Origin of the sequence: Citrobacter gillenii, assembly GCF_013337685.1 — a bacterium.
GTDB classification, from domain to species: domain Bacteria; phylum Pseudomonadota; class Gammaproteobacteria; order Enterobacterales; family Enterobacteriaceae; genus Citrobacter; species Citrobacter gillenii.
The window spans coordinates 247,108-267,670 of the sequence record NZ_SUQN01000005.1; the positions used below are offsets into that span (position 1 = coordinate 247,108).

The window sequence follows — 20,563 nt, forward strand, 5'->3', positions numbered from 1 at the left end:
GTATAAAGAAACAACTATTGTTGCCGATAATCTATTTTAATTGTATGTTCAACATTGTATATTGATAGTGGAATGTATGTTGTCACAAAGGGTTAGGATATATTAAGAGGTTTGTGTGATAAAGAACTACAAATTGACTACACTTAAGCCCTATGTGATATCAATCACATTTTCATTTTTGCTGTTTTTGTCGTTAACTGAGATTTCTACTTATTATATATATAAGGAGCGTATCGGTTCATATACAGAACGAGTATTGAATAGAAGTGTTAGTCTCATTCAACAGATTGATGAAATAAATGATGGTTATGAGATGTTTGATGCTTATAGTCCCTGTAGTGAACTACAGCTTCATGCTGTAAGAATCGCTCTATGGCCTTATGCACTTATAAAGGATATATCATTTATTTCTAATGGGGCAATTACTTGTACTGCGTTGTGGGGAAAGTTGCCAGCACCATTATTACTCAACATATACGATAGAAAAGTTGAAAAGGATAACTTGACGTGGTTTTTTGGCGTGTTGTTGGAAAATAATGTTAAAGCTGATTTACTAAGCAACCAAAAATTAGCTATAACGATTTCACCATTTGCTTTTAACAGATTTGCTACAGACCATGAAGAGAAAGGATTTTCAGCAATTGTCGGCAATAGAGATCATTCTCTTCATTTGTTTAGGTTTGGTGAACTGGTCGATCTGCTTGAGGAGGCTAAACATGATAAATCCTATCAGTTAGGACTTATTACTACGCAAAGTTGTAATGGAAAACATGACATCTGTGTCATGGGAGGAGTTAAATTTCCGTGGGTGAGTTTCGATAATTGGTTAATGATATTGTTGATTGCATTTACATCTATTGTAACAGGTGTTCTTTTAGGTGTTGTTTATAATCAAAAGGTTGCACGCAAACAATCATTAGTATCAAGATTAAAAAATGCCATAAGAAATGAATCATTATATCTTGTATATCAACCTATTTATAAAATAAAAACCGGTATGGTTATTGGTGTAGAGGCACTAATTAGATGGGATGACCATGATATTGGTAGCATTCCTCCTGATATTTTTATCCCTATTGCAGAGAGACATAATTTAATTCAAGATGTAAGTAATCTTGTATTTCGAATGGTAGTAAAAGAAGCTAGGTCCCTTTCTGAAAAATTTAATGTCTTTATAAGCATTAATGTTAGTTCACAAGACCTTTTGTCTGAATCTTTTCAAAGAAAAGTGTTTCAGATGATCGATGAATTAAATATAAAGCCCGGAATGATAATGATGGAATTAACAGAAAGACAGAGTGCGGATCTAAATTCACTCCAAAAGGTAATTTCTTTATTTAATGATAAAGGTATTTCAATAGCCATTGATGATTTCGGGACGGGCTATTCAAATTTAAACTGGCTGTCAAGTTTACAAATAGATGAAATTAAAATTGATAAATCAATTACAGACTCTATCGATGAATACTCTATAAGTAATAATTTATTATCAGGATTGGTAGAGATTTTTAAAGATATAACTCATAAGGTCGTATTCGAAGGTGTGGAAACATCAACTCAGGTTAATTATTTAACTGAAATGTTCCCTGAGTGCGGTGTACAGGGATGGTATTACTCAAAGCCGTTATCTATAGATAAATTGACAAAATTAGTCGAGGATGCCAATTTGCCTTAATAGTTATTACTTTATTTTCATTGTTTTCACATTCTATATAACACGCGTAACCGCGAGCTATATAAATTTAGCTGCAGAAGGATTTTGATATCTTGCCGCATTCAATCAGCTAGTTGGCTCAAAATTGTATGGAATGTTGCGTTCACCTTCTTCAGCGAGCAGGGCAAGATAGTCCTCTCGTGTCATTGACTGTGAAAAGCGTCCACACATAGAAACCTCCAGCCATATGTCAGACTAAAAGTATTGGGCAGTAAGAAAAAGTGGTGCGCACCGTTAAAGATTTAAACGGAGCTTGTAAAATAAATCGGAATGATTTCTTTGTGAATTGATGAATTCCGAAAGTGAAGGGGGCCTTAATCATTGTGTTCGAGAGCGATTAATAGACAACATTTGACGGACTTTTTCCCAGTAATTCCCCGAAGCTTCCCCTTTCAGAAAACAGACATAAAAAAACAGCCGTAACAGGCTGGTTATTAAAGGATTTTTGGTCGGCGCGAGAGGATTTGAACCTCCGCCCCCCCGACACCCCATGATGGCGAGTTACCGCTTAAGGGCTGCTATGTGCCATGAGCAGACAGTTCGTACGTAACTATTGTGCTCAGATTTTTCATTGAAGGGATTATTGCGCATATCTGAACCCCACCGCTATGGTCGGTTTGTCCCCGGCTGGGGAAGTCCGGAATGCGTTCACCCTAAGAGGATATTCCGCTTATCCTCTGGGGTAGTTTTGGATTAGTTAAGCTTGTTTTAGGTAGACGAGAGTATATTTAATATTCTCTCCGTAAGTTTATCCTCATAACCTTCCTCTACTGGATGATTGAATTTTACAAGAGGACCAGAACTTTTGGCTTGATCATAAGATCTTTCAAGTACTCCAGGTTCAGCACTCATGCTGTTTATCACAGTAGATAAAACGCTAATAGCAATCTTTGATGCGTGAAGGTCGAGTCTCAGATCGTCTAGATTTCTCTCAAGGATTTCAACGCGTTCATTTAAGTCAGCCATTTAATCTCCTGGGTGTCTGGGAAGAAGGGTATTACCACACGATCGCCAATACTGGCCGCTGTCACTTCCGGTTTTGTCTCAACGGCCTCTGTCATAAACTCATGGCCAAAGATGTCACCATGAAGTGCACTGGGGTTTACCCCGATAAATATGCGGGGCCCGAACCACAGATAGCACTTTACGTTACACGAATAACAATATCTTACGGCGTTTATATACCGGGTTAAGGTAGTGTGTGGTTGCGGGCATGAAGACGGCTATGATAAGTCATTGCTTTCATCATTAGTTCTCCCGTTATTCATCTCGTGCAATCACTCGTTATAACGTCCCGGTTCCGCCGTCAGAACACCAGACCTGCCCGGACGTATAGCTGTTCTCTGGGGAAGCCAGGGTGACATATAGTGGTGCAATTTCCGAAGGCTGACCAGGTCGACCAAGTGGTGAATTAGCACCAAACTGCTCAATTTTCTCCTGTGGTTGGCCGCCACAGCATTGAAGAACCGTCCAGTAGGGACCGGGGGCAACGGCATTTACCCGGATCCCTTTCGGTGCCAGTTGTTTTGCCAGCGATTTTGTAAAAGCTACGATAGCCGCTTTGGTCTGAGCATAATCCAGTAGGATCTCGCTGGGCTCGTAGGCTTGAACTGATGAGGTGTTTATAATCACGCTACCAGGGGATAAATGTTGGAGTGCCGCTTTAGTAATCCAGAATAACGAGTAGACATTGGTCTTGAATGTTGCATCAAAGGCATCAGTTGTAAGTTCCTCAATCGACTCACAGAATTGCTGGCGACCCGCGTTATTGACCAGGATATCGAGCCCACCTAAGGTCTTAACCACCTGACTAATCAATTGCTGGCAAAATGTCTCTTCACGGATATCACCAGGGAGTGCCACGGCTTTTCTTCCTGCTTTCTGAATTAGATCGACGACCTCACGAGCGTCCTCTTCTTCATCAGGCAGGTAGTTGATTGCCACATCCGCGCCTTCACGTGCAAAAGCAATTGCGACTGCTCGCCCAATTCCTGAATCACCTCCGGTAATTAACACTTTTCGGTCAGTAAGGCGACCGCTTCCCTGATAACTTTCTTCACCATGATCCGGACGTGGTTGCATTTTTCCGGCAAGTCCCGGAAAAGGTTGTCTTTGGTGTGGAAAAGGTGGAACAGGAAAACGTTCTGAATTTGTCATATTCGTATCCTGTTTCTCATTATATTTATCCGCCATTCCATCACCTCTCTATATTTACTTGGAAGAGCTAATAAGCGTAGATCAAAATTCACAGCTTGTATCTTAATAATTTCCGTATCAGATTAATCCTGGTTTTAATATTTTTTATTTTTTTGTGCGTGGTCGGTGAGTTAGCGTGTCTTTAATATCATGTTAGCCTTAAAATAAGCCAAGCGAGAGATTTGTAATGTATTGAAAAATAAAGGTGGAAAAATGGTGGATGCCGGAATTAAATTTGACTAAGTCAGGATTACCGCTAACGTTAAGCACTGAACAACGACGGGTACGAAATACACTTTTGTATCTGACTGGCATAACCGATATATGAGGTGATATATGGCAGAGCATCGTGGTGGTTCCGGTAATTTCGCTGAAAACCGAGATAAAGCATCTGAAGCAGGCCGCAAAGGTGGTCAGCACAGCGGGGGAAACTTCAAAAATGATCCGCAACGTGCATCTGAAGCCGGTAAGAAAGGCGGGCAGAACAGTCACAGTGGTGGCCGTAAGTCTGACAATTCCTGATTATTAGTTTCAGTCTCATCTTTTAATAAAAAAGAGTGTCCTGCGGGTCTGGATTAGACTCGCAGTATTTCTCTAGCCCTGAAGGAATCCATATGAATATGAAAACTATTGAAGATGTATTTATTCACCTGCTTTCAGACACCTATAGTGCTGAAAAACAATTAACGCGCGGGTTGGCTAAACTTGCCAGAGCGGCGTCAAATGAAAAACTCAGTGCGGCTTTTAATGCACACCTGGAAGAAACTCGGGGGCAAATAGAGCGTATAGACCAAATCCTTGAACAAGAGCCGGAAATTAAGCTTAAACGTATCAAATGCGTGGCTATGGAAGGACTGATTGAAGAAGCTAATGAGGCCATAGAAGGCACTGAAAAAAATGAAGTTCGCGATGCGGCGTTAATCGCTGCGGCACAGAAAGTAGAGCACTATGAGATAGCCAGTTACGGCACTCTGGCCACCCTAGCGGAACAACTGGGTTATAAAAAAGCGGTGAAACTTCTCGCGGAAACACTTAAGGAAGAAAAAGATACCGACCTGAAACTCACCGACCTTGCGGTAGGCAATATCAATAAAAAGGCCGAGAAAAAATAAAATTACTGACTCGAGGAAATCACGATGAATTATATTGAGCATTACCATGATTGGCTACGGGATGCGCATGCGATGGAAAAGCAAGCGGAATCCATGCTGGAATCAATGGCAGGCCGTATCGATAATTATCCTGATTTACGTGCCAGAATAGAGCAACACCTGACCGAGACAAAACGACAGATTACCGTGCTGGAAGAGATTCTTAAGCGAAATGATATCTCGCGTTCGGTACTAAAAGACTCCATGAGTAAAATGGCCGCGTTTGGCCAGTCGATTGGAGGCATGTTACCCTCCGATGAGATTGTAAAGGGAGCGATCAGCGGCTATGTATTTGAACAATTTGAAATAGCCTGTTATACCTCGCTGCTGGCTGCTGCGGAGAAAGCGGGTGACACCGCGTCCATACCTGCCATAAAGTCAATTCTGGCGGAAGAACTCGATATGGCTGACTGGCTTCTTAAACATCTCCCGAACACGACTGTGCAGTTCCTTTTGAGATCGGACGCAAAAGGCGTCGAAGCAAAAAAATAAGTTATTTAAGACTATTTCTGGCCATGCATGCACTGACAAATCACCGTCAGTGCCGTTGCCAGGCAGAAACTTCTTCCACTAAAACCGCCAGGCTATAACAGACCGCTTTTTCAATAACATCCTGACAACCGCCCGAGAAATTTATTCTTTTTGTTACTATCTTCCCGCGGAAATTCCACGCAAACCAGATTGTACCCGCGGGAGTACCATCCTCTCCGCCGTCAGGCCCCGCATAACCGCTGATGGCAATGCTGATATCCGTTCCGGCGCGTACACGGGCGCCTTCAGACATTTCTATCACCGTCTGTTCACTTACAGCGGTATATTTCTCCAGCGTACAGGCCTGCACACCAAGCATTTTCTGCTTTGCACTGTTGCTAAAGGTAATGATGCCAATATCATAAAACTTGGCGGTATCTGCCTCTGCGCAGAGCGCAGCAGCCAGAAGTCCACCTGTGCAGGATTCAGCTGTGGTTAAAGATAATCTGCTGTCAATGAACGTATTCGCGATCTGTTTTGTTAACTCGCCAGTGGTTTTGTTGTACGCCGATTTTTTCATTTCCCCCCCTTAATCCTCATCAGGAATGACTGAAATATGGCCATTACGCTCTAAGATGGCATACTTAATTTTCACTGGTTCCGTAATGCCCTGACTCTGGCGCGCAGCCACCAGAATATCATCGAGAGAGACATCAACCATTTTCATTTTCTCCATTAACGGTTCGCCGTGGTCCAGCAGAATCACCGGTGAACCATCAAGAGCAGATTCAGCGCCGCTCATCTGTTTTTTAATGAATCCGAACACTATATCGATCACCACCAAAGTGACAATGGTGAGCATCGCCCCTGTTATGGAAAAATCATTGCCAAGTAATGCCTGTTGGGTGGCTTCACTAATAATCAATAATAAAATCAGGTCGAAACTGGTCATTTGTAATAATGCGCGGCGTCCAACAATCTTAAACACGACGAGTAAAATAAGATAAATTGCTAAGGCTCTCAGCACCATTTCCATAATGATCTCCTATGGATAAATAAACTGATTGAAACGAATTTCAGGACCGGAATTCAACTGGAGCACACTCGTTGTGCTTCCGGGTTTTACTGGTGTAACAAGTAACCAGATCGCCATATTTTCTTGATTTTTATTTGTATTATATACCAGATACAGGTCATCTCCCTTGCTGTACATTCTGTCAGGTAAAGGCCAGATGTTTTTTGTTTCATAGAACGCATTGAAATCTCCACCAATGCGATAAATACCCCCCTCCGAATGTTGGTCTGTAGCCGAGATCTTTAATTTAAATTCTGTCTGCAAACGACCAAATCGTTCAAAATTTAGCGTCACTTCTCCGGTAGTATTTTTACTCATGGCATTACTGAAATAACCATCCGAAAAAACACCTAATACCGCCAGGGAAATAATAATGAGCAAAACAGCAAAGCCAAGCTTATGAAATCTCGCCTCAAAACTCAGAAAATACTGACTCTCTTCAATGCCGGGGACTTTCTGGTTTTCTCTGGACATCATTGACCTCACTCTTTCGCTTGCATCTCGTCAGTTAGATGATTTGTAACGATATAGCTTTTTAAGACAGTTCCAGTTTGCCAGATTAAGGAATAGCAATCAGACTTAATAAGTCAAGTTGCTACTAAGGTGAGGTCGGAATGAAATTATATGTGGCACCATTAATATATTGTTTTCTAATCCCGACAGTTTTTGCTGACGATGAGAATGGTGGACTGAAAAAAGATACGGCACCGCCACCACCACACGCTCTGGATGAGGGGTACCGAGGCACAGAAAATGCGCGAATCATGACAGTTAAACAAGCTAAAAGTATGCATGACGGTGCAACCATCTCTCTGCGCGGCAATCTGATTGATGGTCAGGGTGATGATAAATTTGTTTTTCGCGACAAAACCGGCAGTATCCATACACTGATTCCACTTTCTGTCTTTGATGGTCGCACGGTAAAACCCGATCAAATGATCAGTATTAACGGTAGTCTGGACACCAAAACACAACCTCCTGTGGTTCGCGTTAACAGAATACAAAAGTAACATTACTACTGCTCTGCAAATCCCCCGACACAGACTAACCCAGGCTGGGTGTGTGGTATGACATACCTGAGGAAGTAACCTAAGGTCTGCTCTTCGCTCATAGCGGACTTCAGCGGCAGTAAAAGCTTTATCATCGAGGTTTGCCAATAGTGGTAGCGCGTTGAATGTGCCGGCGAAAAACTTGGATTCTTGGCGAAAACTCTTCCCCAAAACTAAAATCAAAGTTTAGATAATCAATGAGTTGTAAAAGGTAGCCACTGGCTGTTTTTGAAAGTAGAAAGCATGATAATTTCAATTATATCAAATGGTAGCTATGAATTTGGCAATGTAATGCTGCGTCACATTGGTTGAGCTAACTGGGGCCCCTGATTTTTCACATTTCCAACGGCACGCGTCACCGCGTGTCGTATAAATTTATCAGCCGGTACGGCACCATCGGCCCGATGAATAAAGCAAGGCTGTTTCTTGTCGTCTTCCTTTTTCCATTCTTACCAGCCATCAGCTAAGCAAATTACACGGCCATGCTGCCAGAGTGGTTTAAACATTCTGCTGATGGTTGCAGTTTCAGAACGTGCATAAATTAGCGGCAGCTTAGACCACCATCGATTGTTAATTTTTGGGGGCAAATTTGGGGGCAAAAATCAGTTCGGGGCATGATTTGGGGCGATGAAATGACTCACATTGCCCGAAATTGTCCAAGGCGATTTTTCATTAACTGATTGATTTTATGGTAATTGACTGTAATTGCTAAATTTACAAAATCAATTTTATAGTCTAACGCTGATTATGTGGCTGTGGGGATAAACATTTAATAAACCGAGGGGAATGTCGGAAGGTGGCATGAACGCCACATCTGGCCTACGCGGGATAAATGTAGGCCAGATAAGCGTGAGCGCCATCTGGCGCAGGATTGATTACTTCAACTCATCAACCATGGTGATGGCGCGACCAATATAGTTGGCTGGCGTCATCGCTTTCAGGCGCGTTTTCTCGTCTTCTGGCAGGGCCAGTCCGTCGATAAACTGCTTCATGCCTTCGGCGTCAACGCGCTTGCCGCGGGTCAGCTCTTTCAGCTTCTCGTACGGTTTTTCAATGCCGTAACGACGCATAACGGTCTGAATCGGCTCGGCCAGCACTTCCCAGTTATGGTCCAGTTCATCCAGCAGATGATCGCGGTTTACTTCCAGTTTGCTCACACCCTTCAGTGTGGACTGATACGCGATCAACGCGTAGCCAATTCCCACGCCCAGGTTACGCAGAACGGTAGAATCCGTCAGGTCACGCTGCCAGCGGGAAACCGGCAGTTTGCTTGCCAGGTGCTGCAGTACCGCATTAGACAGGCCCAGGTTGCCTTCGGAGTTTTCGAAGTCGATAGGGTTAACCTTGTGCGGCATGGTGGAAGAACCAATTTCACCGGCAATGGTTTTCTGTTTGAAGTGGTTCAGCGCCACATAGCCCCAGACGTCGCGGTCAAAATCGATCAGGATGGTGTTAAAACGCGCGACGCAATCGAACAGCTCAGCAATGTAGTCGTGCGGCTCAATCTGCGTGGTGTACGGGTTCCACTGAATACCCAGCGAAGTGACGAATTCTTCACTGAACTGATGCCAGTCAACTTCCGGGTAAGCGGCGATGTGGGCGTTATAGTTACCGACGGCACCGTTGATTTTACCGAGAATTTCTACCTGGTTTAGCTGGCGATACTGGCGCTCCATACGGTATGCCACGTTAGCCATTTCTTTGCCCAACGTAGAGGGTGTTGCCGGCTGGCCGTGCGTACGGGAGAGCAGGGGAATGTCACGATACTGCACGGACAGGTCTTTTACCGCATCGATAAGCTTGCGCCAGTAAGGCAGGATCACTTCATCGCGGGCGGTTTTCAGCATCAGCGCATGAGACAGGTTGTTGATATCTTCTGAGGTACAGGCGAAGTGGATAAACTCGGAAACAGCGTGCAGTTCCGGGATATCAGCGACTTTTTCTTTCAGGAAATACTCAACGGCCTTCACATCGTGGTTGGTCGTGCGTTCAATGGTTTTGATGCGCGCGGCATCTTCTTCATTGAAGTTAGCGACGATCGTATCAAGGAAACCGATTGCGTCGGCAGCAAAAGCAGGAACTTCCTTGATCGCTGCGTGCGCGGCCAGTTTTTGCAGCCAGCGTACTTCAACCTGTACACGGAATTTCAGCAAACCGTATTCGCTGAAAATCCCGCGCAGCGCGCTGACTTTATCGCCGTAGCGTCCATCGACAGGGGAAACGGCGGTCAGTGAGGATAATTCCATAGATCACAACTCCGGGGTTAAATGAGCAAGAATTTGTTTTGCCTGAGTGGTCAGGCGATTACGAGAAAACATGAGTTGCAGACGACCGCCACCGACCTGGTGCCAGAGTACGGCAGCACGAATGCCAGCCAGAAGCGACGCACGGACTTTGGCCTGAACCTGCGGGCTCTGGAGGATAGCTGGGGATCCCGTGACCTGAATACGTGGGCCGAGCGGGCTGATGACGTCAACATAAATGCCCGCCATTGCGCTCATTAACGTTTCTGACTGCAAATCGAAATGGTCTAGCTGGCGCTGCAGGCCATTAATACGGTCCCCCAGCGTGTCCATTGCGCCCTTGGCGGCTGACAGCTTGCGCTCCAGCACCATCAGGCTCAGGGTATAGCGGGTGAGTTCCGCGTTCAGTCCCTGACGACTGCTGGCGTTCAGTACACCGAGCAGCGTTTCAAGGCCCAGACGCAGATTGGCTTCACTGCCACCAAACACGCCCAGCGTAGAATTGGGATTCATATCAATAACACTGTTGAGTGAAACGTGTAGTGCATCGGCATCACAGTGCCCCTGGTGTGCCAGTTGTTGCACCAGGCGAGCCGACTGGCAAATGCCTGCCAGAGCGAGGGTGATGTCATAATAATTCTTTGCCACGTTCACTGCTTCCTTGTATTAGATATGTAGATAAATTATACCGGCAGAGGCAGACGCTGCTCGATAATACCGCCACCGAGGCACACTTCGCCGCGGTAAAAGACGGCCGACTGACCTGGCGTCACCGCCGCAACCGGCTCGTCAAAAATCACTTCAATACGTTCGTCATCCAGCGACTTAACGGTGCACGGAATATCGGTCTGACGATAGCGGGTTTTCACCGTACAGCGCATTGTGCCGGAGAAGGGTTCGCGATCGACCCAGTGCAGCTGTTGCGCGATCAGGCCAACGGACATCAGACGCGGGTGATCGTGACCCTGAGCGACAACCAGAATGTTGTTCTCAACGTCCTTATCGACCACATACCACGGATCCTCGGTCCCTTCTTTGGTTCCGCCGATACCCAGACCTTTACGTTGGCCCAGAGTGTGATACATCAGCCCCTGGTGCTGGCCGATTTCTTCGCCATCCACGGTGATGATTTTTCCTGGCTGAGCCGGAAGGTAACGGCCAAGGAACTCGCGGAATTTACGTTCACCAATAAAGCAGATGCCGGTGGAGTCTTTTTTCTTCGCGGTAATCAGGCCCAGATCTTCGGCGATTTTGCGCACCTGCGGTTTTTCCAGTTCACCGACCGGGAACAAGCTTTGGGCGATCTGCTCGTGACCGAGCGTATAGAGGAAATAGCTTTGGTCTTTATTGCCGTCGAGTCCACGCAGCAGGCGGCTTTTGCCGTCGACGTCCGCGCGGCGCACGTAGTGACCGGTGGCGATGAAATCGGCACCTAAATCTTCAGCGGCAAATTCGAGGAAGGCTTTAAACTTAATTTCTTTGTTGCACAGAATATCCGGGTTTGGCGTACGACCCGCTTTGTACTCTTCAAGGAACAACTCAAAGACGTTGTCCCAGTATTCTGCGGCAAAGTTAACGGTATGCAGTTCAATGCCGAGTTTGTCGCAGACTGCCTGCGCATCTGCAAGATCGGCAGCAGCGGTACAGTATTCCTCACCGTCGTCCTCTTCCCAGTTCTTCATGAACAGGCCTTCAACCTGATAACCCTGTTGTTGCAACAGCCAGGCAGAAACGGAGGAATCGACACCGCCGGACATGCCGACGATCACTTTTTTTGGGCTTTCAGACATAGGAATACTCACGACATTGAACTTAAAGGCGGCATATTCTATCACGCAGCCCTTTACTTGACACCCTCTGTAAACGGCCAGTTAAATTCTCCGATCATTGCCAGCGGATACCGTTGCCCGCTCTGATAACAGCGAATGCTCTCAGCAACCAGCGGCGAACGCAGGTTCGGTGCAGATAAAATCGCTTCAGCGCTGACCCAACGACAGCAATCTATATCGTTGTCATGCGGCTCAGTAGCGCACATATTGGCAAGCTCAATAGAAAACAGAAAACGCAAGAACGGGGTTCTGTCCGGGGCTATCCATTGATGCATGCGAATAAAATGCTGCGGCTGCGCGGTGATGCCGGTTTCTTCCCACAGTTCGCGTGCAGCGGCTTGTACCAAGGTTTCGTCCGCTTCCAGATGCCCGGCAGGCTGGTTCCATAACGCTTTGCCGTTGATGGTTTCCTCAACGACTAAAAACTTATCCTCGGCATGTACAATGCAGGCGACGGTGACGTGCGGTTTGAACATGGTTCACCTCTTATTCTTCTTTAAAGCCTTCAGACACATCTGGCCAGCTGATCTCACCCGTGGCTTTATCGATACTGATATAGGCCACCGGAGGGGAGGTTTGTGGATCGGCGGCACCCCGGCAAAATTCGGTTTGGTGGTCTTCGCGCACGATGATTTCAATCGCGTTTTTCGCATTCCAGCTCTCATAAAAAACACATTGATAGTCATAACGCAAACTGAGAGTGGCGACCCGCGTGGCTGTATCTGTAGAGAGTGGATTGATGTCGTCGCGATAGCGGTCACCGCTGTTTAAAGGTTGCAGCTGTGATTTTTTCAACCAGCCGCGCACGCTATGACGATCGGCGGTGTAATAGACCACCTCAATAAAATCGTCTTTGGACTCTTCCTGAGCAGAAACCACGTTGCCGGGAACCAGGAACACGGAACTGTTGCGGCACTGTGCATTTGGCATTGAATAGAATCCAGCGCGCGAGCTGCCGATGACCTGATAATGGTTGCTGGCGGCGGGGGGCATTTTTTCGCGTTGTGACATCGCTTTATTGGCCCATGTCTGGCAGGCAGGGCTAACAGGAAGCGGGTTAGCTAACGGCGTGAGTCCGTCAGCGGTAACCCAACCGGTAGCGAAAGTGCCGTTTGCGCCCCGGTAGCGGACGTAACGAAAAGGTTCGTCTTTGGACAGCATGCCTGTGCTTTCATAACGCTGCGAACTTCTGAGTACCTCTACAGTGTCGCTATTGACCAAAAACGCCGGGAGCTGGCATCCGCTGGCCGGTGCAGAGTAGAAATGCAGACGAGAGTCAGCGCTGACGTTGGCAGTGGCGTAAAGATAATTTGCCTCTCCCGCCGCGATCCCGGCGAGCGTTTCACAGTCCTGTTTTGCATAACAAAATGGTGAAACTCCGCACAACATGAGCGCTGCAACGATCCGTTTATCCATATGCCGTGTTCTTCCCTGTTAATAGTTGCGTTAAAAATGGATGCTACGGCTGCAGCTCACGCCATTCGCCGTTGGCGAGATTATCCAGCGTGTAATCACCCATGGCATAGCGAATTAACCGCAGCGTGGGGAAACCCACATGCGCCGTCATGCGTCTCACCTGACGGTTACGCCCCTCATACAACGTGATTTTCAACCAACGGGTGGGAATGCTTTTGCGCTCGCGAATCGGTGGATTTCGCGGCCACAGCCAGTCAGGTTCGGCAACAACCTCAACGCCTGCCGGCAACGTTGGGCCATCATTGAGCGTCACGCCATTGCGCAGGGCATCCAGCGCCTCTGGCGTCGGCTCTCCTTCGACCTGTACGTAATAAATTTTTCCGGTGCGCTTACCCGGCTGCGTCAATCGGGCCTGTAATGCACCGTCATTGGTCAGTACCAACAGGCCTTCGCTATCCCTGTCCAGGCGCCCCGCAGCATAGACGCCCTGTACGGGAATAAAATCTTTTAACGTGCTGCGACCCGCTTCGTCAGTAAATTGTGGCAAAACATCGTAGGGTTTATTGAACAAAACCACGCGTTTTGGCTGGTTTTCTTTACGCTGTTTAGTGACTTGTCGTGAGCTGAATCGCTCAACCCGGTGATTTCTAAAAGAAGTTTTTTGCATGGTATTTTCAGATTATATCAATTGCCGCATTATAGCCTAAGAACGAGTGTCTTTCATGGCGGCGAACAATAGGGTAGTATTGACACGCTCATTACAAATCATTAACAAAAAGTTGCTCTAACGCATCCGTGTAGCAGGACGCAAATGCACATGCAGCGTGATGACAGACGAGCAGAACCAGAAGCGCTCGAAGGAGAGGTGAATGGAAAGCAAAGTAGTTGTTCCGGCGGAAGGTAAGAAGATCACCCTGCAAAACGGCAAACTCAACGTTCCTGAAAATCCGATTATCCCGTTCATTGAAGGCGACGGTATCGGCGTTGATGTAACCCCACCGATGATCAAAGTTGTCGATGCTGCTGTCGAGAAAGCCTATAAAGGCGAGCGTAAAATCTCCTGGATGGAAATCTACACCGGCGAGAAATCCACTCAGGTCTACGGCCAGGACGTCTGGCTGCCTGCTGAAACCCTTGATCTGATTCGTGACTACCGTGTTGCTATTAAAGGCCCACTGACTACCCCAGTTGGCGGCGGTATTCGCTCACTGAACGTTGCACTGCGTCAGGAACTTGACCTGTACGTGTGCCTGCGTCCGGTTCGTTACTACCAGGGCACCCCAAGCCCGGTTAAACATCCTGAACTGACCGACATGGTCATCTTCCGTGAAAACTCTGAAGACATCTACGCTGGTATCGAGTGGAAAGCCGACTCTGCTGATGCAGAGAAAGTGATTAAATTCCTGCGCGAAGAGATGGGCGTGAAGAAAATTCGCTTCCCGGAACATTGCGGTATCGGTATCAAACCGTGTTCCGAAGACGGGACAAAACGTCTGGTGCGTGCGGCGATTGAATACGCCATCGCTAACGATCGTGATTCTGTTACCCTGGTACATAAAGGTAACATCATGAAGTTCACCGAAGGCGCGTTCAAAGACTGGGGTTACCAGTTAGCGCGTGAAGAGTTTGGTGGTGAACTGATCGACGGCGGCCCGTGGGTGAAAATCAAGAACCCGAAAACCGGGAAAGAGATCGTTGTTAAGGACGTTATCGCCGATGCGTTCCTGCAGCAGATCCTGCTGCGTCCGGCAGAGTATGATGTTATCGCCTGTATGAACCTGAACGGTGACTACATCTCTGATGCCCTGGCAGCGCAGGTTGGCGGTATCGGTATCGCGCCGGGTGCAAACATCGGTGACGAATGTGCACTGTTTGAAGCCACCCACGGTACTGCACCGAAGTATGCGGGTCAGGATAAAGTGAACCCAGGTTCCATCATCCTGTCTGCTGAAATGATGCTGCGCCACATGGGTTGGGTCGAAGCGGCTGACCTGATCGTTAAAGGTATGAGCGGTGCGATCAACGCGAAAACCGTAACCTATGACTTCGAACGTCTGATGGACGGCGCTAAGCTGCTGAAATGTTCTGAGTTTGGTGACGCGATCATCGAAAACATGTAATCCACATTCTGGGTTGTATGAGAACGGGAGCCGAGAGGTTCCCGTTTTTTTATACCTGTAAAATTCCTTCCCCAAAACTCTCGCCAAAACGTTTCCCCAAAACCAGGTTTGGCACTTATGTCAGCTTATCCGGTGCTGGGGGGAAGAAACCGGACTGTTAGTTTAATTATCATTATATTAATGGATTGTTGTTCTCGACATCTTCCATGTATAAAAGTGTATCGTCGACAGAGTAGTAATACCGTTTGTTATCATTGACATCAGTAACCCATCGGAAAACGCCAGCACTAACAAGTGTTGTAATATATTCCCGAAATGTGGATTCCCCGGAAATATGTGTCTGGGCTGCTTTTTTTACTTGTTCAGGGTCCTTGGTTGTACTGACTTTTAATAAATCTCTTTTCCCTCTGATTAATATTACTTCATCATTCGCTGTAACAGCTCTGATGTTATCAGTAGCCAGGTAGTAAATATAATGAGCAATATTCTGGCGTTTTAGTTCAGAGTAAAACCACGAAAAATTATGTTCCTTTCTCACTTGCTCAAACATCTTTTCAAGAACAGTAACCTGATCCATCAGGGTTATAACCTATTGTTAGTTATGAGAGCGTGTAGTGTGCACGATCAGTTTTGTCGCTTCAATCTGGTCAGATCTCTTGGTGTGGTGCGGATAGCGAGGTCATGGGACGATTAAGGGTTCTCCCAGTAGGGGGGCCTTGCTACGGGGCGGGAGCGCGCGTAGCAAGGCTGGTTTTTGCATTTTCATCGGCCATCACTGTTAGTGTAATTCATTGATATTTAATGAGATAAATTTCATGGTGTCGAATATGTGCGCTTTGTTCATCACTGACGCCGTTTTTAAAAGGTGCTCGCAGGATGCAAGTTTTTTCCTCGGGTGAACTATGGATTGTGAACTAAAAAACTTACAACTAAATGTTAGCCAACTGGCCACATTGTCTGATGTGCATCGTCAGACCATTGCGGCGTGCATTAAAAATGACCGGTACCGCTCATGGCGTGAATGTTCAGTCGTAGGGGAGACAGCCACAGATGTGGCTGTCGTTTCCATCGCTGGTTAGAAGTTGATGCGGAAACCTACGCTACCGGTTACCGGAGACTCGATATTCTCTCCTTTCTGGTAGTTTGCCTCAGCCCACACCCCTGCGTTTGGTGTCAACTGGGCACTCACCCCGACACCGTATTTACCTGTCGTGCCTGAGATATCGTTGGTAAAGTCATAGCGGTTGTTGATCTGCACCTTGTTGTTGTCCGAAAACTCGTGGCTGACCGCAGCCTTGAGGTACGGTTTGACTGTTTTTCCGGCAACGTCAAGATTCATACCCAGATTCACACCGGTCTCGGCCTGCAAAGACTTGGTTGCCCCGATGCTGGCTGTCATGCCGTTATTCAGGTTGATATCCTTCTCATCTGCCCGGAACGCCGTTGTCCGCACGTATGGCTGCGCCCATGTATTCTCATTCAGGTTGAAGGTCTTACCAGCTTCGAGACTGCCGCTAAAACCATTCTGGCTGTAATCTCCCTTCACCGCCGAGCCGTCACTCATCCAGGTGCGCAGCTCATTACTAAAGCGGTTGAATTTGATAACCCCGTCCACGTAGTAGCCGTCATTATCAAACCAGGTTGCGTACAAACCACCGCCTGTGCTGTCGATAGTACTTTTTCCACCACGGGCATGCTTAATGCTGTTGTCGGTGTAAGAGAAGAAAGCACCCACAGCTAAGTGGCTGTCACCCAGCTCAAAGACCTTGTCGCCACCAGTTTCGAAACCGTTCTGGGTCAGAGAATAGCCCGAGCTGGCCCCGCCGCTGATGCGGTTATCTGACCCTGTATAACGGCCCCATACTCCTCCTGGTGCACGGGTGTTCTGCATCACGTCACCGTGACGGAAACGCAGATTCTGCAGTTCGCTGTTGAAGACGTATGCCGGTGCTGTCGCCATGCCCAGTACCGCGTCGGCAGATTTTGTTGTGCGATGCGCAGGAGACGGCACACCTGCATCCGGGTTACCTGCATCCGGGGTGGTCGGTGGAGTAACCGGAGGTGGGGTGTCAGTCTTCAGATACCAGTTGGTATTTTCCTTGCTCAGGCTGTATTCCCAGGTACCAGCATCGACTTTCCCGCCTTTCAGGGTAAACGCGGCGTCACCGCCACCGGTCTGCACCACCTGAAGCGGCGCACCAGCGGATACTGGCTCCCGGCCGGTATTTTTGATATCCAGCACAAAGTTACCACTGGCGTTGCCCGCGACATTCAACATATCTCCGGTATGCGACGCGATATCAGTGTTCATCCGGAATGTCCCGCTACCCGACAGGCTCCCGAGCGACAGCGAAACCGCCTGGAAGGCTGGCGTCAGACGTGTGGTTGTTGACGGACGGAAATCAACGGTCCCGTTATCCAGCGTTAATGCGCCGACAGTGGAGTCACCATCGAGATGCCAGACAGATGCACCTTTAATCGCCATGTCACCTGCGCCGGTGCTGTCTCCTGCAACGTTCCCCGTCAGGATAGTCCCGTTATCCAGAGTCAGGGTGGTGCCTGATTGTGTCGTCACATTGGCTTTAGCCTGAAGGGCATCCATCGTCATGGCACCGCCACTCTTAAGGACAATCCCACCGTCCTGAGACAACAGACCGCTGAAGCGGGTGTTTCCGCCTTCCTGTGTCAGGGTACCGGTCCCCGTCAGGGTACCTGCGAAGGCTGCAGCACTGTTGTTGAGGTAATACAGGTTACCTTCATTTGTGACTACGTCACCGACCAGCGTCCCTTTATCAGTCAGGGTGGTGGTGCCGTAGAGCACACCGCCGCTGCGAACATCCAGCGTCCCGTTGCTGTTGATGGTGGTACTAGTGGCACTACCGCCGCTGGAGACGAGCTGGACGCCGCCGTTGTTGATGGTGGTACTAGTGGCACTACCGCCGCTGGAGACGAACTGAACCCCGCCGCTGTTGATGATGGTACTAGTGGCACTTCCGCCACTTCCGCTACTACTATCGATGGAAACATGCTGAACCCCACCGTTGTTAATAGAGGTGCCCGTGGCACTTCCGCCGTAGAGAAACTGCCTCCCACCGGAATTAATTGTAGCGCTAGTGGCACTGCCGCCGATATTGACAATCAGTTGCCCGCCGGAATTAATTGTAGCGTTAGTGGCACTGCCGCCGGTACTGACAGTCAGTTGCCCACCGGAATTAATTGTAGTGTTAGTGGCACTACCACCGTGGGAGACAATCTGACGCCCAGTATTGTTAAGCACGGTGTCCGTGGCAATGCCGCCGTCACGGACATACTGGCGACCACCGCTATTAACAGAAGTCGCCTTGGCGATGCCGCCACTGGAGACAAACTGTCGCGCTCCGTCGTTAACTGATGCGCTTGTGGCACTGCCACCACTGATTACATACTGGTCTCCTCCGCTGTTAATTATGGTGCCCATGGCACTGCCGCCGCTGAATACCGTCTGTCTCCCACCATTGTTAACAGTTGCATTCGTAGCACTACCACCACTGGAGACATGCTGGTGCCCACCGCTGTTGATGGTGGAACTAGTGGCACTACCGCCGCTAGAAACATGCTGAACCCCGCCGTTGTTAATGGTGGTACTCGTGGCACTGCCACCACTGGAGACATACTGCTTCCCACCGCTGTTAATGGTCGTTTTTTTTGCCGTGTCGCCTGCGGACAGGTGCATGGACTTGCGTGTTTCACCACTTCCAATTGTCTGATTGTCATAGGCTGCCGCCAGAGCGGGCATCGACGGCATAAGCAAACCAGCAATCAGCCCTGCCAGCGCGGTTCGCTTGATTTGACGGGGGCGTCGGCCCCCTTTACGGGTCAGTTCTGAGGTTACGACCCACGTTCCTGTGGATTCATTCCAGACAGTGTTATAGACCTTATTCATTGCTTACTCCTTTTTTCAGGGTGGCCTCAACACCCTGTTCAGTTAAAGAACGGTGAAGTTTATTGATGACGCCATTGACCTGGGCGCCGGTTATCAGCCGGGTACATTCAAATTGCCGGTCGGTGTTTTTATGTCTCGGGCACCACAGAAAATCGTGGTGGTCAAAATTCAGCGATGTATCGTCCCAGCATCCGTAGCAGCCATGGGGGTTAAATACCCGCCACGGGGTATAAAATTCGCTGTTCGGGAGGCTGAAGCCACTTATCAGCACCACCGGAATACGGGCAGCCCATGCCAGCCATGACAGGCCGCTTGGCAGGCCAATGAAAAAGCTGGCATGGCGCAGCAGGTTCACCCGTTCCTGAAGGGGGAGCTTACCGGTAAAGTCTTCGGCTCCCCAGGGAATGTGATTCCAGACAAAACCCTGGCCATAATGGGCATCCCGGTCAATGCACAGCACCCGGTAACCCAGTGATTTCAGGTGTGCGACAACCTCACTCCAGCCGGTGCCGTTGTTCCAGTACTTCGCCTGACAGGTGGACTGTGTGGCGATACACACATAAGGCTCCTGGATAACTCGGGGTGCAGACAAGTCAAGCCGGACGGGGGCTTCACGCGGGTCAACGCCCAGAATGTAGCCTGCAGAACGATGGAAACCGACTTTGCGAAAATCCACGGGCTGATTATCTGTATCGCCACCAAAGTAGAGACCTACGCGGTAAGTTGCGTAAGGCGCTACCGTGCGTGGATTATCCGGCGTGGAAAACTGTATCTGCGGGTACTGAGGTGCCAGCAGGTCGATAATGTCCTGTGCCATCGTGCACTCCAGCTGGCACTTGTGCAGAGTCTGGAAGCGTTCGACATAAGGAAACCAGCCGAGCAGGTCGCCTAACGTCCCGGTGGGGAATGAAATCAGCACAGGTCGGTCTTTTAATTTCAGGGTTTCATCCAGCAGGGGAGTCTCTTCCCCCTGACGGAATACCTGAATGCGGAAGCGCACAAAATATTTCTTACTACTGGTCACCCACCCGTTATCTGCATCGCAGCAGAAAAGAATGTTATCGGAGTCGGCATCAAGCAAACGTACGTGCCATTTCCCTTCAGGAAGCAGAACACGAGCGCCATCATTAAAATCATAAAAGATATTTTCAGGTCCGGCCTGTGTTGGAATATCAGGCGGAGGGATAAAAAATGTATTCTTCAGCGTTGACATATTCCCCACCTTAAAAAATATATAAGCGTTGAAAAGTACAGGAATCATTAAGTATTAGTTGCAGAAAGCTGACAAACGTATCCGCATACCTTATGCGCCCAGGATGTGTAATGATTTTAATATTGTCTACCGTTTACAAATTTGAGATGCTCTTAAAATTCACT

Annotated in this window: 20 protein-coding genes and 3 pseudogenes; 7 read left to right on the forward strand and 16 right to left on the reverse strand. The window is 48.1% G+C overall.

The window, feature by feature from the left end:
* Positions 1-115: 115 nt before the first annotated feature.
* A complete protein-coding gene (locus FCH32_RS13400; RefSeq protein WP_016152749.1) occupies positions 116-1,675 on the forward strand; it encodes an EAL domain-containing protein in 1,560 nt (519 codons plus the stop codon).
* A 114-nt stretch (positions 1,676-1,789) separates the two neighbouring features.
* Here the strand turns inward: FCH32_RS13400 and FCH32_RS23135 are convergent.
* From FCH32_RS23135 to FCH32_RS13415, 3 genes and pseudogenes are all read right to left on the reverse strand, one after another.
* Positions 1,790-1,885, reverse strand: a pseudogene (locus tag FCH32_RS23135) (SOS response-associated peptidase); the annotation flags it as partial.
* Positions 1,886-2,422: 537 nt separating this feature from the next.
* Positions 2,423-2,680, reverse strand: coding sequence for a hypothetical protein (locus tag FCH32_RS13405; RefSeq protein WP_016152751.1), 258 nt, complete (start codon positions 2,678-2,680; stop codon positions 2,423-2,425).
* 318 nt (positions 2,681-2,998) lie between these two features.
* A complete protein-coding gene (locus FCH32_RS13415) occupies positions 2,999-3,907 on the reverse strand; it encodes an SDR family oxidoreductase (protein ID WP_016152752.1) in 909 nt (302 codons plus the stop codon).
* A 339-nt stretch (positions 3,908-4,246) separates the two neighbouring features.
* Here FCH32_RS13415 and FCH32_RS13420 point away from each other — a divergent pair, with 339 nt between their 5' ends.
* The 3 genes from FCH32_RS13420 to FCH32_RS13430 all read left to right on the forward strand — a co-directional run bounded on the left by FCH32_RS13420 (position 4,247) and on the right by FCH32_RS13430 (position 5,553).
* Complete coding sequence (locus tag FCH32_RS13420) at positions 4,247-4,432, forward strand: con-10 family general stress protein (protein WP_016152753.1); 186 nt, start codon at positions 4,247-4,249, stop codon at positions 4,430-4,432.
* Between the two features lie 92 nt (positions 4,433-4,524).
* Positions 4,525-5,022, forward strand: a complete 498-nt coding sequence (locus tag FCH32_RS13425) for a YciE/YciF ferroxidase family protein (RefSeq protein WP_016152754.1) — start codon at positions 4,525-4,527, stop codon at positions 5,020-5,022.
* A gap of 24 nt (positions 5,023-5,046) precedes the next feature.
* Positions 5,047-5,553: a ferritin-like domain-containing protein gene (locus tag FCH32_RS13430; RefSeq protein ID WP_095715860.1), complete on the forward strand. Its 507-nt coding sequence runs from the start codon at positions 5,047-5,049 to the stop codon at positions 5,551-5,553.
* A 46-nt stretch (positions 5,554-5,599) separates the two neighbouring features.
* On the opposite strand, the gene FCH32_RS13435 is transcribed toward FCH32_RS13430, so the two are convergent.
* From FCH32_RS13435 to FCH32_RS13445, 3 genes are read right to left on the reverse strand one after another with little or no spacing between them, the layout of a single operon-like run.
* Entirely contained in the window at positions 5,600-6,112 is a 513-nt protein-coding gene (locus tag FCH32_RS13435) for a 2-oxo-tetronate isomerase (RefSeq protein ID WP_095715859.1), read from the reverse strand.
* A gap of 9 nt (positions 6,113-6,121) precedes the next feature.
* Positions 6,122-6,568: a DUF421 domain-containing protein gene (locus FCH32_RS13440; RefSeq protein ID WP_095715858.1), complete on the reverse strand. Its 447-nt coding sequence runs from the start codon at positions 6,566-6,568 to the stop codon at positions 6,122-6,124.
* 9 nt (positions 6,569-6,577) lie between these two features.
* Positions 6,578-7,084, reverse strand: a complete 507-nt coding sequence (locus tag FCH32_RS13445) for a hypothetical protein (protein WP_225990932.1) — start codon at positions 7,082-7,084, stop codon at positions 6,578-6,580.
* A 137-nt stretch (positions 7,085-7,221) separates the two neighbouring features.
* Between FCH32_RS13445 and FCH32_RS13450 the strand changes: the two genes are divergently transcribed.
* Entirely contained in the window at positions 7,222-7,617 is a 396-nt protein-coding gene (locus FCH32_RS13450) for a YdeI family stress tolerance OB fold protein (RefSeq protein WP_095715857.1), read from the forward strand.
* A gap of 338 nt (positions 7,618-7,955) precedes the next feature.
* Here the strand turns inward: FCH32_RS13450 and FCH32_RS13455 are convergent.
* The 7 genes and pseudogenes from FCH32_RS13455 to rluE form a co-directional block, all read right to left on the reverse strand.
* A pseudogene (locus tag FCH32_RS13455) lies at positions 7,956-8,219 on the reverse strand (SOS response-associated peptidase family protein); the annotation flags it as partial.
* Positions 8,220-8,531: 312 nt separating this feature from the next.
* The gene (gene purB, locus FCH32_RS13460; protein WP_096757401.1) at positions 8,532-9,902 is read right to left on the reverse strand and encodes an adenylosuccinate lyase; all 1,371 of its coding nucleotides are present in this window, start codon (positions 9,900-9,902) and stop codon (positions 8,532-8,534) included.
* Positions 9,903-9,905: 3 nt separating this feature from the next.
* Positions 9,906-10,547 carry a high frequency lysogenization protein HflD gene (gene hflD / locus FCH32_RS13465; protein ID WP_117343114.1) on the reverse strand — a complete coding sequence of 214 codons (642 nt, stop codon included), beginning with the start codon at positions 10,545-10,547 and terminating at the stop codon, positions 9,906-9,908.
* A gap of 35 nt (positions 10,548-10,582) precedes the next feature.
* Positions 10,583-11,689 carry a tRNA 2-thiouridine(34) synthase MnmA gene (gene mnmA / locus FCH32_RS13470; RefSeq protein WP_096757400.1) on the reverse strand — a complete coding sequence of 369 codons (1,107 nt, stop codon included), beginning with the start codon at positions 11,687-11,689 and terminating at the stop codon, positions 10,583-10,585.
* Between the two features lie 53 nt (positions 11,690-11,742).
* Positions 11,743-12,204: an NUDIX hydrolase gene (locus tag FCH32_RS13475; protein WP_117342947.1), complete on the reverse strand. Its 462-nt coding sequence runs from the start codon at positions 12,202-12,204 to the stop codon at positions 11,743-11,745.
* 10 nt (positions 12,205-12,214) lie between these two features.
* Entirely contained in the window at positions 12,215-13,144 is a 930-nt protein-coding gene (locus FCH32_RS13480) for a hypothetical protein (protein WP_137399356.1), read from the reverse strand.
* A 43-nt stretch (positions 13,145-13,187) separates the two neighbouring features.
* On the reverse strand, positions 13,188-13,811 hold the full coding sequence (gene rluE, locus FCH32_RS13485; RefSeq protein WP_096757397.1) for a 23S rRNA pseudouridine(2457) synthase RluE: 624 nt from the start codon (positions 13,809-13,811) through the stop codon (positions 13,188-13,190).
* A gap of 202 nt (positions 13,812-14,013) precedes the next feature.
* Between rluE and icd the strand changes: the two genes are divergently transcribed.
* Positions 14,014-15,264, forward strand: a complete 1,251-nt coding sequence (icd, locus tag FCH32_RS13490) for an NADP-dependent isocitrate dehydrogenase (protein ID WP_115258716.1) — start codon at positions 14,014-14,016, stop codon at positions 15,262-15,264.
* A gap of 172 nt (positions 15,265-15,436) precedes the next feature.
* On the opposite strand, the gene FCH32_RS13495 is transcribed toward icd, so the two are convergent.
* Positions 15,437-15,841 (reverse strand): DUF1398 family protein, encoded by a 405-nt coding sequence (locus FCH32_RS13495; RefSeq protein ID WP_117342950.1) that lies wholly within the window; start codon positions 15,839-15,841, stop codon positions 15,437-15,439.
* A gap of 325 nt (positions 15,842-16,166) precedes the next feature.
* Between FCH32_RS13495 and FCH32_RS23240 the strand changes: the two are divergent.
* Positions 16,167-16,262, forward strand: a pseudogene (locus FCH32_RS23240) (DUF1441 family protein); the annotation flags it as partial.
* A 77-nt stretch (positions 16,263-16,339) separates the two neighbouring features.
* Here FCH32_RS23240 and FCH32_RS13500 read toward each other — a convergent pair.
* Together FCH32_RS13500 and FCH32_RS13505 are read right to left on the reverse strand one after the other, a co-directional pair.
* A complete protein-coding gene (locus FCH32_RS13500; protein ID WP_174361027.1) occupies positions 16,340-19,186 on the reverse strand; it encodes an autotransporter outer membrane beta-barrel domain-containing protein in 2,847 nt (948 codons plus the stop codon).
* Positions 19,179-20,399 (reverse strand): autotransporter strand-loop-strand O-heptosyltransferase, encoded by a 1,221-nt coding sequence (locus FCH32_RS13505; protein ID WP_135912176.1) that lies wholly within the window; start codon positions 20,397-20,399, stop codon positions 19,179-19,181. Before FCH32_RS13505 ends, FCH32_RS13500 begins: the two co-directional genes overlap by 8 nt.
* Positions 20,400-20,563: the final 164 nt, after the last annotated feature.